The sequence below is a fragment of the Serratia sp. CY83965 genome, assembly GCF_052166375.1.
Taxonomy (GTDB): domain Bacteria; phylum Pseudomonadota; class Gammaproteobacteria; order Enterobacterales; family Enterobacteriaceae; genus Serratia; species Serratia marcescens.
Genome location: NZ_JBJNOV010000001.1, coordinates 409,501 through 421,673, shown reverse-complemented (window position 1 = coordinate 421,673; position 12,173 = coordinate 409,501). Strand labels below are relative to the sequence as shown.

Sequence of the window (12,173 nt, the reverse complement as noted above, 5' to 3'; positions counted from 1 at the left end):
GGTTTACAAGTATGTCTGTCACCGCTTCCGACCTGGCGTTTGACCAACGCCATATCTGGCACCCCTACACCTCCATGAGCCGCCCGTTGCCCTGTTACCCGATCGAGTCGGCCAGCGGCGTCGAGCTGCAGCTGGCGGATGGCCGGCGTCTGGTGGACGGCATGTCCTCCTGGTGGGCGGCGATCCACGGGTACAACCATCCGAGTCTGAATCAGGCCGCCAGTCAGCAACTGGAGAAGATGTCGCATGTGATGTTCGGCGGCATCACCCATCCGGCCGCCATCTCGCTGTGCCGTCGGCTGGTGGCGATGACGCCGGAAGCGCTGCAGTGCGTGTTCCTGGCGGATTCCGGTTCGGTGGCGGTGGAAGTGTCGCTGAAGATGGCGCTGCAGTATTGGCAGGCGCGCGGCGAGCGCCGGCAGCGCATCCTGACGCTGCGCCACGGCTATCACGGCGATACCTTCGGCGCGATGTCGGTCTGCGATCCGGACAACTCGATGCACAGCCTCTATCAGGGCTATCTGGCGCCGCACCTGTTCGCCACCGCGCCGCAGTGCCGCTTCGATGAGGAATGGCGCGAAGAGGACATTGCGCCGTTCGCCGCGCTGCTGGAGCAGCACGCCGGTGAAGTGGCGGCGGTGATCCTGGAACCGGTGGTGCAAGGCGCCGGCGGCATGCGCATCTACCACCCAACCTACCTCAAGCGGGTGCGCGAGCTGTGCGATCGCCATCAGGTGCTGCTGATCGCCGACGAGATCGCCACCGGCTTCGGCCGCACCGGCAAGCTGTTCGCCTGCGAACACGCGCAGGTGGTGCCGGACATTCTCTGCCTGGGCAAGGCGCTGACCGGCGGCTACATGACGCTGTCCGCTACCCTGACCACCCGCCACGTAGCGGAGACCATCAGCAACGGCGCGGCCGGCTGCTTTATGCACGGGCCGACCTTTATGGGCAACCCGCTGGCCTGTGCGGTGGCGGACGCCAGCCTGGCGCTGCTGGCGGAAAATCGCTGGCAGGCGCAGGTGAGCGCCATCGAAGCCCAGTTGAAGCGGGAACTACTGCCGTTGGCGGCGCTGCCGAAGGTGGCGGACGTGCGGGTGCTGGGGGCGATTGGGGTGGTGGAGATGCGCGAACCGGTGAATGTCGCCGAGCTGCAGCGCGGGTTCGTCGAGCGCGGGGTGTGGATCCGGCCATTCGGCAAACTGATTTACCTGATGCCGCCTTACATCATCGAAGCGGAACAGCTCAGCCGCCTGACCGCCGCCGTGGCCGCCGCCGCGCGTTAATGCCTTACCAATGCTGGTCCAGATAGCGGGCCAGCAATCCCAGACACAGTAGCCAGAGTAAAATGATCATCACCGCCGCCATGCGGCCGGTGGGGTTATCGACGCGCTTTTGCGCCTTCTCGCGCAGCTCGGCCATCAGCGGTTTGGGGATCAGGCGCACCGCCAGCATGATGCCCAACGGCACGATGATCACATCGTCCAGATAGCCCAGCACCGGAATGAAATCCGGGATCAAATCGATTGGCGAGATCGCATAGCCGGCCACCAGCAGCGCGATCAGCTTGGCGTACCACGGGGTGCGCTTATCACGGGCGGCCAGCCACAGCGCGTAGATATCGCGTTTGATGCCTTTGGCCCAACGGCGCAACCAGCCGAACCACGGCGTGCGTTTTTTCAGTGAAATCATGATTACTTCATATAAGAACGTAAAACGGTCATCAATTGCTCGATGTCCTGCTCACGCTGCTGCGGCGTAGCGTCCGCGGCAGCCAGATGTTCGCGCACATGCCCTTCCAGCACCTGCGCCATTAAACCGTTGACCGCGCCGCGCACCGCCGCGATCTGCTGCAGAACAGCAGAACATTCGCCGCCGCTCTCCAGCGCGCGCTCCAGCGCTTCGGCCTGCCCTTTAATGCGGCGCACCCGCGCCAACAGCTTCTTTTGATCTCTGAGGGTATGGCTCATTATTTTCGCCCGATTGTTATTTACTATACTGGGGTATAGTATATTACAGCACGCTACCTTTTGCTGAGGAACTTCACCATGACGTCTCACGCGCCCGCTTTGCACCGCGAGCACAGCCACGTTTTTGACGATGGTAACCCATTGGCCGAAAGAAACACCAGATGGGCGGTGATACTCACCGCCAGTATGATGGTCATCGAGATCGCCGGCGGTTGGCTGTTTAACTCGATGGCATTGCTGGCCGACGGCTGGCACATGAGCTCGCATGCGCTGGCTCTGGGCTTGTCGCTGCTGGCTTACGGCGCCGCACGCCGGTTGGCCAAGGATCGCCGCTTCAGCCTCGGCACCTGGAAGATCGAAGTGCTGGCCGGTTACACCAGCGCGGTGTTGTTGGTGCTGGTGGCGGCGCTGATGCTGTTCCAGTCCGCGCAGCGGCTGCTGAATCCCAGCCCGATTCATTACAACGAAGCCATCGCCATCGGTACGATCGGGCTGGCCGTCAATCTGCTTTGCGCCTGGCTGTTGCGCGGCGGCGGCCACCATCACCACCACGGGGATAACCACGATGCCCCTCATCATGACCTCAACCTGCGCTCCGCCTATATCCACGTCATCGCCGACGCCGCCACCTCGGTGTTGGCCCTCGTCGCGCTGTTTGGCGGCAAGCTTTGGGGCGCCGCTTGGCTCGATCCGTTGATGGGCATCGTCGGCGCGATGATGGTGGCCGCCTGGGCCTATAGCCTGATGCGCGATAGCGGGAAGATTTTGCTGGATGCCGAAATGGACGCCCCCGTGGCGCAAGAGATTCGTCAGACCCTGGCCACTTCCGGCCACCCACTCACGCTGACCGATTTGCACGTAGGCCGCATCGGTAAAGGAAAATATCATTGCGTCATCGCCCTGAGCAGCGCCGATCGCGCCCTCACCGCCGATCGGGTGCGCCAACTGTTGGCCGCGCATCCCGAACTGGTGCATGTCACCGTCGAGATCAACCGTCCGCCGTTGGCGCAAGGGGTTGTATTGTTCCACCGAAAAGATCTAGCTTAGGGGTCCGCGTTTATCGATAACTGGGAGTCATTATGGCTTTTCGTTTGTACAGCAACGATCTGCAGGACGGCAGCACAATGCCGCAGACGCAGGTCTTCAACGGCATGGGCTACCACGGCGATAACCTGTCGCCGCACCTGGCCTGGGACGGCGTGCCCGAGGGCACCAAGAGCTTCGTCGTCACCCTGTACGATCCCGACGCCCCAACCGGCTCCGGCTGGTGGCACTGGGTGGTGGCCAATATTCCGGCCGACGTGCGTGAGCTGCCGCAGGGCGCAGGCTCCGGCAAAGCGCCGCTGCCGAGCGCCGCGCTGCAAACCCGTACCGACTTCGGTTCGGCCGGTTACGGCGGCGCCGCGCCGCCGAATGGCGAAAGCCACCGCTATCAGTTCACCGTGCACGCGCTGGACGTGGAAAGCATTGAGGTGGATGAAGGGTCCAGCGGCGCACTGGTGGGCTTTAACGTGCATTTCCACAGCCTCGGCAGCGCCACGCTGACGGTGATGTTCAACTGATCCCCCGCCCATAAAAAAGCGCGGCTCAACCGAACCGCGCTTTTTCCATACTCCTCTGACCGACGAATTACTTCGCCAGCACGCTGACCCACATCGGGCCTTTCCCCACCGGATAACGCGCCAGCGTGGTCAGCTCGCCGCTGGCCTGGTCAATTTCATGCACCGCGATGTGATCGGACTTCTGGCCGGACGAAATCACGAAGCGGCCGCTGTGATCGATATTGAAACCGCGCGGCTGCGTTTCGGTCGGATAATAGCCGACCACGCTCAACGTGCCGCCGTCTTCGGAGACGCTGAAGAGGGTCAGAATACTGGCGGTGCGATCGCTGGTGTAGAGGAAACGGCCGTTCGGCGTGATATGAATGTCCGCCGCCCAGCGGGTGCCGTCGAAGTCGTCCGGCATGATATCCAGCGTTTGCGTCACGGTGTATTTGCCGCCGTTTTCCGAAATCGCCAGCACGTCCACCGTGCCGTTCAACTCATTGACGCAGTAGGCGAACTTGTCGTTATGGTGGAACGCCATATGGCGCGGGCCGGCGCCGGCGGCGATATCCACCGCCTCCTGCGCGTGCGGCGTCAGCTGGCCCGCCAGGCTCAGGTTGAACAGACGGATGCGGTCTTCTTTCAGACACGGCACCAGCACCAGCTGGTTGGTCGGATCGATGTTCGCCGAGTGCGGCGCGCTCAGGCCGTCGATCTGTTGGATCGGCGCCGTCACCACGCCGTCGTGGCCGATCGGGCTGATGCTGGCGCAGTTGCCGCTGTAGGAGGCGGAGAACAGGTAACGCCCCTGCAAATCGGTGGAGATATGGGTCGGGCTGCCCGGCAGCGGCGCCATGCCGGCCTGCTGCAGCGTGCCGTCCGCCTCGATGCGGTAGCTAACGATGCCGAACGCCGGACGCACGCCGACGTACAGGTGGGTCTTGTCCGGATGAAGGGTCATCGGCTGCACCTGGCCCGGCACGTCAACGGTTTGCAGCAGCGCCAGCGCGCCGGCGTCGTCCAACTGCCAGACGTGGATCTGCTGGCTCTCCGGGCTGGCGACATAAACGATTTGCTTCATGTGTTCTCCTTGCAAAGGGTAAAAGAGGAACCGGTTTCAGGCCGTTCGATTGCTCCTAGCTTACCGCACATCCGTCGCATGGCAACCCTGCTTAGCACCGGAAGCTCACGCGGTTTTCTCCATAGGCTATCCGGTGTACCATCGGATTAATTTTATGGCTAACGATAACGAGAACCCTATGAGCTACCGCGTCATCGCCCTCGATCTTGACGGCACCCTGCTGGACAATCAAAAACGCATCTTACCGCAGTCGCTGGAAGCGCTGGCGCAGGCGCGCGCCGCCGGCGTCCAGGTGGTGGTGGTCACCGGCCGCCATCACGTCGCCATCCATCCGTTTTACCAGGCGCTGCAGATAGATACCCCGGCCATCTGCTGCAACGGCACCTACCTGTATGATTTTCAGCAGAAAAAGGTGCTGGCCGCCGATCCCTTGGCGAAGGCGCAAGCCAAGCAGGTGCTGCAGATGCTCAAACAGACCGACATTCACGGGCTGATGTACGTTGACGATGCCATGCTGTATCAGGAGCCGAGCGGCCATGTGATTCGCTCGCTGGCCTGGGCCGAAACCCTGCCGGCGTCGCAGCGCCCGACGCTGCTGCAGGTCGGCAGCCTGACGCAGGCGGCCGACGACGCGCAGGCGATCTGGAAATTCGCCACCTCGCACGCCGATATTCCGGCGCTGCGCGAGTTTGCCGACACGGTGGAAAAAGAGCTGGGGTTGGCGTGCGAATGGTCCTGGCACGATCAGGTGGATATCGCCAAAGGCGGCAACAGCAAAGGCAAACGCCTGCGCCAATGGGTGGAGTCGCAGGGGCTGAGCATGGATCAGGTGGTGGCGTTCGGCGACAACTACAATGACATCAGCATGCTGGAAGCGGTCGGGTTGGGCGTGGCGATGGGCAACGCCGATGACGCGATCAAGGAACGCGCCGATCTGGTGATCGCCGATAACCTGCAGCCGGGCATCGCCGAGGTGATCCGCACCCGCATACTCTAGTTTTTTCGCCCTCCCGCCGGGAGGGCCTGCCTTAGCGGCTCTCGCGGCTGATCGACACGCTCTTCACCTGCGCGTACAGCCACTGCCCGGGGCGGATCGCCAGTTCATCGCGCGCCCACGGAGTGATCCGCGCCCACAGCACGTGTTCCCCGACCGCCAGCTTCACTTCCACCTGCCCGTCCACGTCCAGACACTCGCTGACCTTGGCCGGCAAGACGTTGCGAATGCTGCTGTTGACCGGCGGTTGCAGCACCAGCGAGACGTCGGCGGCGTTGATGCGAATGCGCAGTTGGGTGCCCAATTCGGCGTCGATGCCGCTGACCCACAGCCGTTGATCGCCGAGCGCCAGCGCAGTCATGGCATAGCGTTGATGATGCTCAATCACGCTGACGCGCAGCACGCTGCTCTGATCTTCACGCTGCAGCCACGGCCGCAGCGCGCTGCTGGCCCAGACGGCTTCCAGCCCGCCGAACGCGCGCACCTCACCGCGATCCAGCACCATCACCTGCTCGGCCAGCCGCAGGATCTCGTCCAGGCTATGACTGACGTAGAGGATAGGGATGTTCACGTCCTGCGCCAACCGCTCCAGATACGGCAGCAGCTCGCGTTTGCGCGGCAGATCGAGCGAGGCCAACGGTTCGTCCATCAGCAGCAGTTCCGGCGCCGTCAGCAGCGCGCGGCCGATCGCCACCCGCTGTTTTTCACCGCCGGAGAGCGTCAACGGCAGCCGATTAAGCAGCGGCCCGATGCCCAGCAGCTCGACAATGGTATTGAACTGCGCGCGCATGCCGGCCGCCATGCCGTACTGCAGGTTGCCGCGCACCCGATAATGCGGGAACAGCCGCGCATCCTGAAACACGTAGCCGATTCGGCGCTTTTCCGGCGGCAGGCAGAGGCCCGCGGCGGTATCCACCAGCGTGCGGCCATTGAGCGCGATGCGCCCCTGCTGTAAACGGGTCAGGCCGCCGATGGCGTTGATCAGGGAGGTTTTTCCCGCGCCGGACAGGCCGAAAATCGCGGTGATGCCCTGCGCCGGCAAATCGGCGCGGACGTTGAGATTAAGGTCGCCCAGCTGCTGCGAGAAGTCCAGCTCCAGCATTTACGCCCCCATCCGTTTGCGGCCCCAGCGGGCCAGCCATTCGGACACCATCAGCGAAGCCAGCGACAGCACGATGGCGATCGCGCACAGACGCGCGGCGGCGGCCTCCGCCCCCGGCGTTTCAATCAGCGTATACATCGCCAGCGGAATGGTGCGGGTTTCACCGGGAATGTTGGAGACGAAGGTGATGGTGGCGCCGAACTCCCCCAGCGAGCGGGCGAAGGCCAGTACCACGCCGACAATGACGCCGGGCAGCGACAGCGGCAGCGTGATGGTGAAAAACACCCGCCATGGGTTGGCGCCCAGCGTGCGCGCCGCCAGCTCCAGCCGAGTGTCCACCGCCTCCAGCGCCAGCCGGATAGCGCGCACCATCAGCGGAAACGCCACCACCGCCGACGCCAGCGCGGCGCCGCGCCAGCTAAAGCTGAAGCTGAAGCCAAACCAGTCGTACAGCCGCTCGCCGATGACGCCGCGCCGCCCCATGGCGATCAGCAGCAAATAGCCGACCACCACCGGCGGCAGCACCAGCGGCAGGTGAATGACGCCATCCAGCAGCGCCTTGCCGGGAAAACGGCAACGCACCAGCACCCAGGCCATCAGAATGCCGAACGGCAGGCTGCAGACCACCGCCAAACCGGAGACTTTCAGGCTCAGCTCAACCGCCTGCCACTCATACTCGCTCAGAATCATTTACGCGGGGTGAATCCATAATGTTCGAAAATAGCGGCCGCTTCCGGACTCTTCAGATAGGTATAGAAAGCGCTGACCGTCGGAGTTTGACGATCTTTCACTATCGCCATCGGATATTCAACCGGTTTGTGGCTGTCTTCCGGGAACACGCCCACCACTTTCACCTTGTCGCTGGCGACCGCATCGGAGCCGTAGACGATGCCGAGCGGCGCTTCACCGCGTTCCACCAACGCCATCGCGCTGCGCACGTTGTTGGCGCGCGCCAGCTTCGGCTCCAGCAGGCTCCAGGCGCCCAGATGCTCCAGCGCCTCTTTGGCGTAGATGCCGGCCGGCACGTGATCCGGATCGCCCACCGCCAGGCGGCCGCCGCTGAGCAGCTTGGCCCAGTCGGTCTGCTTGTCGATGGCAATCTTGTCGTGTTTATCGCTCTTGGCGGCGATCAGCACCAGTTCGTTGCCCAGCAGCGTGTAACGGGTGTCTTTCACCATCTGCTGCTTGTCGATGGCGTAATCCATCCACTGCTGATCGGCGGAGATAAACAGATCGGCCGGAGCGCCCTGCTCAATTTGGCGCGCCAGCGTCGAGGACGACGCAAAGGAGGAAACCACCTGCACGTCCTTGCCTTTTTGATATTGGGTGGCGATGTCCTGCAGCGCGTTGGTCAGCGACGCGGCGGCGAACACGGTGATCTTTTCCGCCGCCGAAGCCTGAGCCACCAGGCCCGATGCCAGAACGATCCCGCCAACCCATTTGGTCCATTGCTGTTTCATTGTTTTTCTCCGCAAGTTAACGTGCATTATCACTCTTCGTTATATAAAAAATAATATAACGTTGCGCGAAAGCTTGTCATGCGGTTTATCGGCAAAGCGTGAGATAACTTGAGGAATGCCCGCCGGGGGATGCCGGCGGGTATCGGGATGGGGAACGGTCAGTGCTGGGTGCGGTTTTCTTTCGAACGGCCCACTTTGGAGAAGACGTTGAACACTTCGCCAAAACCGTAGATCAGGCCGAGAATGAGCGCCATGACCACCGGCACCATCACCACGGCGAACAACAGACTTTTCAATAATTCCAACATGATAGCCTCGCTTAACTGCCCATTGAGCGGCAAATGCCTTTCACCGCATATCGGGTTATTCTAACCCAAAAAAATCGCTAAAACCGGAGTTATTTTAGCCAGCGAGGCGAAATTGTGATCGGCCAAACGTGCCCTTTCAGCCTCCCTCATCCCGGCGCGGGGTAATAGATCAACGGCGGTGCATAGCCGGCGGGCGCCGCCAGCTTGGCCTCCACACCATATACCGCGTGAATGTTCTCCGGCGTCAGCGCCTGCCGCGGCGCGCCTGCCGCACCGATCCCGCCCCGCTGCAGCAGCGCGATCCGATCGCAATAACAGGCCGCCAGATTCAGATCGTGCAGCGTCACCACCACGCTGAGTTTCAGCCGCCGCAGTAAGGCCATAAACTGCTGCTGATGGGCGATATCCAGATGATTGGCGGGTTCGTCCAGCAGCAGCCACGGCGTTTGCTGCGCCAGCGCGCGCGCCAGATGCACCCGCTGCCGTTCACCGCCGGACAGCCGCTGCCAATCGCGATCGGCCAGGTGGCTGATGCCCACTTGCTCCATCGCCTGCCCGGCGAGGCGGCGATCCTCGGAACCAAAACCACGCCAGCGGCCGACATGGGCCAGACGCCCCAACAATACCGCCTCCTTCACCGGCAGCGCGAAGGCGCCGGGGGCGGATTGCTCGAGAAAAGCGATGCGTCTGGCGCGTTCCCGTCCGGAAAATGCGGCGATTTCGCGCCCTTCCAGCCAAACGCGGCCGCCGGCGGCGGGCTGCAGCCCGGCCAGCAACTTAAGCAGCGTCGATTTACCGCTGCCGTTGACGCCGAGCACGCCGGTGATCTCACCGGGCAAGGCGCAGAAACTGAGATTTTCCAGCACCGTGCGCGCCCCCGCTCGCCAGCTCACCGCTTCGGCGCACAGGCCGGATCGCGCTTTTTCAATCGTCATGCATTGACCTTTCGATACAGCAACAACAGGAATATCGGCACCCCCAGCAGCGCCGTCAGCACGCCGACCGGCAGCTCGCGCGGCGCAAACAGCGTTCTGGCCAGCGTGTCCGCCGCCACGGCGAACAGGGCGCCGCACAACGCGCTGGCCGGCAACAGCAGCCGATGCCGCGAGCCCACCAGCCGCCGGGCGACATGCGGCACCGTCAGCCCGATAAACCCCACCGCGCCGCTGAACGCGACGATCGCCGCCGTCAGCGCGGTGGTCACCACATACAGCAGCAGCTTCAGCGGGGCCACCGCCACCCCCAGCGAAGCGGCGGTCACGCCGCCAAACGCCAGCGCGTCCAGTTCGCCCGCCCGCAGCCAGCAAAGCAGCAGCGTCGCCGCCAGCGCCAGCCCGCACAGCCCGACCTGCGGCCAGCGCGCGTCGCTGAACGATCCCAGCAGCCAGAACATCACGCCGCGCGTGGCGTTGGCGTCCGCCTGCCAAAGGGTGATCAGCGAAGTCAGCGCGGAGAGCAGCTGCGTCACCGCCACCCCGGCCAGAATAAACAGCGTGGACTCCCCCTCCAGCGAACGTCCGGCCAGCAGCATCACCAATGCAAACGCCGCCAGCGCGCCGATAAACGCCCCGCCGGACACCGACAACAGGCCGCCCCCCAGCCCCAACACCAACACCGTCACCGCCCCCACGCCGGCGCCGGAGGAGATCCCCAGCACCCAGGGATCGGCCAGCGGGTTGCGGGTCAGCGACTGCAGCACGGTGCCCGCCAGCGCCAGCCCGGCACCGGCCAGCGCCGCCAGCAGCGCGCGCGGCATCCGCAGCGACCAGATGATGCGCTGATACACCTCGGTATCGGTCTGCGCACCGCCGCTGACGCCGAGCACGATGCGCCAGGCGTCGTGCCACGCGATCGGCGCGGGCCCCGACAAGGTGGCGCCCAGCAGGGCCAGCGGCAGCGCCGCCGCCAGCAGCAACAACCCGCCGGCCTCACGGCCGGGCAGTAACCGCCGGCTCATGCTATTTCCAGCCTGCGATCACATAGTCGTCCAACAGTTGCCATACCGTCCCCGCCTCGCTGAAACCGGCTTGTCTGAGAGCCGCGAGCTGGAAATCCACCGGCGTCGGCGGCGATACCGGCCGACCGGCGAACAGCGCTTCGCGCTCGGCCTGATAAGCGGCCAAGGCCGGCGATTGCAGAGCGCCGGCGAACCAACGATCCCAATCCTCAACGCCGCTGTCCCAGGCGTGTTGTTGGGTCTGCTCGTCGTGCCGTTCGGCCAACGCTTTCAGCCGTGGCTGACGGTGGTCATAGCGCTGATGATCGGCATTGAGGAATACGCCGCCGGCGGCCAGCAGCCCGGCGACGTTACGGTACAACGCCAGCTGCTGCTCCGGCATCAGCCAGTGCAGCGCCGTGCTGGACACCGCCGCCTGCGGCGTGGGGCCGGACAGCACGGAAAAACAGGCAGGATCCGCCAGATCGGCCTGCAGAATGCGGATCCGATCGCCGTACGCCGCCAGCGCGCCGCGCGCCACCGCCAGCAGCAGCGGATCGAGATCGATGGCGGTCACCCTGGCCTGCGGAAAGCGCTGCAAAATACGCAGGCTCAGCGATCCCGGGCCACAGGCCAGATCCAGCACGTGAAAATCCTGGCCGACGGCCAGCGCCAGCACGTCCAGCTGGGCGTTAAAACGCGCTTCGCGTTCGGCGATGTAAGCCGCCTGCTGGCGATCCCAGGAGTCCAGCAGCGAAGAGAATGAAACGGCAGTCATATCAAGGTTCCTTGTTGGAAAGCGTCGGAGTCTGCGGCGGCAAGGCCGCCAGGCCCCGAATCAAACGGCCCAGCGCCGCCACGGTGCGGGCGGAAGGGTCCATGTCGTAACCGGGGAGGATCACGTAGCGCCGCTGACGTACGGCGCGCAGCGTAGCGGTCAGCGGGTGATGCTCCAGAAAGGCGATCTTGTCGGCCGCGCTGTCCCCGAAGCCACCGCGCGGCAGATCGCCAAGCACGATCGCATCCGGATCGCGGGCGGCGATAATCTCCCAGGATACCGTCGGCCACATCTCGGGCAGATCGCCGAACAGGTTCTCGCTGCCGACGCTGCGGCTCAGCAAACCTGGCGCGCCGCAGCAACCCGCCACGTAGGGCGTCTGCGTGCCGGCATACCACCACAGCAGACGCCGATGCGGCAATGGCGCGCGCTGCGGTTCGAGCGCCTTCAGCTGCTCGCGCAGCCGCGCGATCAGCGCTTCACCGGCGCGGCCAGCGTTAAAAATGCGCGCCAGCTCCCGCAGCTCGGTGAAAATGTCTTCGAACGTCAGCGCGGCGGCGATCGCGCTTTGCTGGCCGCTGCAGGCGCCGGGAGAGAGATAAGTGTCGATGCCCCATTCCGCCAACCGCGCCCGATCGGGCGTTTCCGGGCTGTGCAGCCAGTAATAGCTGGCCGAATAGACAAAATCCGGCCGCATCAGCAGCAACGCTTCCGCCGTGGGCGGCGCCGGGCCGGCGGGCGCCCGCAGCGTATCGGCCGACGCCGTCGGCGCGGGATCGCGCGTGCGGTCATACCCGACCACGCCGATCGCACGGCCAGCCAGCCCCAGCGCCAGCAGGTTTTCCAGCGCCGGATTGGCGTAGACCAGCACCCGCTGCGGCGGCTGCGGGTAATCGCGCATTGCCCCACAATTGTGCAGGCTGACGGCATTGGCGGGCAGCGAGACGCCCCACATCAAGCCCAGGGCATACAGCAGCGAGTAAAACGAATGTTTCACGCC

15 protein-coding genes are annotated in these 12,173 nt (G+C 64.2%); 4 read left to right on the top strand and 11 right to left on the bottom strand.

Going from position 1 to position 12,173, the window contains the following annotated elements; all coding sequences use genetic code 11:
• Positions 1 to 11 precede the first annotated feature (11 nt).
• The gene (gene bioA, locus ACJ8PL_RS02110) at positions 12 to 1,286 is read left to right on the top strand and encodes an adenosylmethionine--8-amino-7-oxononanoate transaminase (protein WP_016928690.1); all 1,275 of its coding nucleotides are present in this window, start codon (positions 12 to 14) and stop codon (positions 1,284 to 1,286) included.
• 4 nt (positions 1,287 to 1,290) lie between these two features.
• Here the strand turns inward: bioA and ACJ8PL_RS02105 are convergent, their stop codons facing one another.
• Both ACJ8PL_RS02105 and ACJ8PL_RS02100 read right to left on the bottom strand, forming a co-directional pair.
• On the bottom strand, positions 1,291 to 1,692 hold the full coding sequence (locus ACJ8PL_RS02105; protein WP_016928691.1) for a YkvA family protein: 402 nt from the start codon (positions 1,690 to 1,692) through the stop codon (positions 1,291 to 1,293).
• Between the two features lie 2 nt (positions 1,693 to 1,694).
• Positions 1,695 to 1,970 (bottom strand): metal/formaldehyde-sensitive transcriptional repressor, encoded by a 276-nt coding sequence (locus ACJ8PL_RS02100; RefSeq protein WP_004939805.1) that lies wholly within the window; start codon positions 1,968 to 1,970, stop codon positions 1,695 to 1,697.
• A gap of 78 nt (positions 1,971 to 2,048) precedes the next feature.
• Here ACJ8PL_RS02100 and dmeF point away from each other — a divergent pair, with 78 nt between their 5' ends.
• On the top strand, positions 2,049 to 3,017 hold the full coding sequence (gene dmeF / locus ACJ8PL_RS02095) for a CDF family Co(II)/Ni(II) efflux transporter DmeF (RefSeq protein WP_284065152.1): 969 nt from the start codon (positions 2,049 to 2,051) through the stop codon (positions 3,015 to 3,017).
• A gap of 32 nt (positions 3,018 to 3,049) precedes the next feature.
• On the top strand, positions 3,050 to 3,532 hold the full coding sequence (locus tag ACJ8PL_RS02090; RefSeq protein ID WP_110146765.1) for a kinase inhibitor: 483 nt from the start codon (positions 3,050 to 3,052) through the stop codon (positions 3,530 to 3,532).
• A gap of 67 nt (positions 3,533 to 3,599) precedes the next feature.
• Here ACJ8PL_RS02090 and pgl read toward each other — a convergent pair whose 3' ends face one another.
• A complete protein-coding gene (gene pgl / locus ACJ8PL_RS02085; RefSeq protein WP_016928695.1) occupies positions 3,600 to 4,595 on the bottom strand; it encodes a 6-phosphogluconolactonase in 996 nt (331 codons plus the stop codon).
• 178 nt (positions 4,596 to 4,773) lie between these two features.
• On the opposite strand from pgl, the gene ACJ8PL_RS02080 reads away from it, so the two are divergent.
• The gene (locus ACJ8PL_RS02080; protein WP_197783528.1) at positions 4,774 to 5,592 is read left to right on the top strand and encodes a pyridoxal phosphatase; all 819 of its coding nucleotides are present in this window, start codon (positions 4,774 to 4,776) and stop codon (positions 5,590 to 5,592) included.
• 31 nt (positions 5,593 to 5,623) lie between these two features.
• On the opposite strand, the gene modC is transcribed toward ACJ8PL_RS02080, so the two are convergent.
• The 8 genes from modC to ACJ8PL_RS02040 form a co-directional block, all read right to left on the bottom strand.
• Complete coding sequence (modC, locus tag ACJ8PL_RS02075; protein ID WP_016928697.1) at positions 5,624 to 6,691, bottom strand: molybdenum ABC transporter ATP-binding protein ModC; 1,068 nt, start codon at positions 6,689 to 6,691, stop codon at positions 5,624 to 5,626.
• Entirely contained in the window at positions 6,692 to 7,381 is a 690-nt protein-coding gene (modB, locus tag ACJ8PL_RS02070) for a molybdate ABC transporter permease subunit (RefSeq protein WP_016928698.1), read from the bottom strand.
• Positions 7,378 to 8,151: a molybdate ABC transporter substrate-binding protein gene (gene modA, locus ACJ8PL_RS02065; RefSeq protein ID WP_097102587.1), complete on the bottom strand. Its 774-nt coding sequence runs from the start codon at positions 8,149 to 8,151 to the stop codon at positions 7,378 to 7,380. The genes modB and modA overlap by 4 nt, the downstream gene beginning before the upstream one ends.
• Positions 8,152 to 8,309: 158 nt before the next feature.
• Positions 8,310 to 8,459 carry an AcrZ family multidrug efflux pump-associated protein gene (locus ACJ8PL_RS02060; RefSeq protein ID WP_004939813.1) on the bottom strand — a complete coding sequence of 50 codons (150 nt, stop codon included), beginning with the start codon at positions 8,457 to 8,459 and terminating at the stop codon, positions 8,310 to 8,312.
• 146 nt (positions 8,460 to 8,605) lie between these two features.
• The gene (locus tag ACJ8PL_RS02055; RefSeq protein ID WP_016928700.1) at positions 8,606 to 9,394 is read right to left on the bottom strand and encodes an ABC transporter ATP-binding protein; all 789 of its coding nucleotides are present in this window, start codon (positions 9,392 to 9,394) and stop codon (positions 8,606 to 8,608) included.
• On the bottom strand, positions 9,391 to 10,416 hold the full coding sequence (locus tag ACJ8PL_RS02050) for a FecCD family ABC transporter permease (RefSeq protein ID WP_028130655.1): 1,026 nt from the start codon (positions 10,414 to 10,416) through the stop codon (positions 9,391 to 9,393). Before ACJ8PL_RS02050 ends, ACJ8PL_RS02055 begins: the two co-directional genes overlap by 4 nt.
• 1 nt (position 10,417) lies before the next feature.
• Positions 10,418 to 11,173 (bottom strand): class I SAM-dependent methyltransferase, encoded by a 756-nt coding sequence (locus ACJ8PL_RS02045; protein WP_442530775.1) that lies wholly within the window; start codon positions 11,171 to 11,173, stop codon positions 10,418 to 10,420.
• A 1-nt stretch (position 11,174) separates the two neighbouring features.
• Positions 11,175 to 12,170, bottom strand: a complete 996-nt coding sequence (locus tag ACJ8PL_RS02040; RefSeq protein WP_442530774.1) for an ABC transporter substrate-binding protein — start codon at positions 12,168 to 12,170, stop codon at positions 11,175 to 11,177.
• Positions 12,171 to 12,173 lie beyond the last annotated feature (3 nt).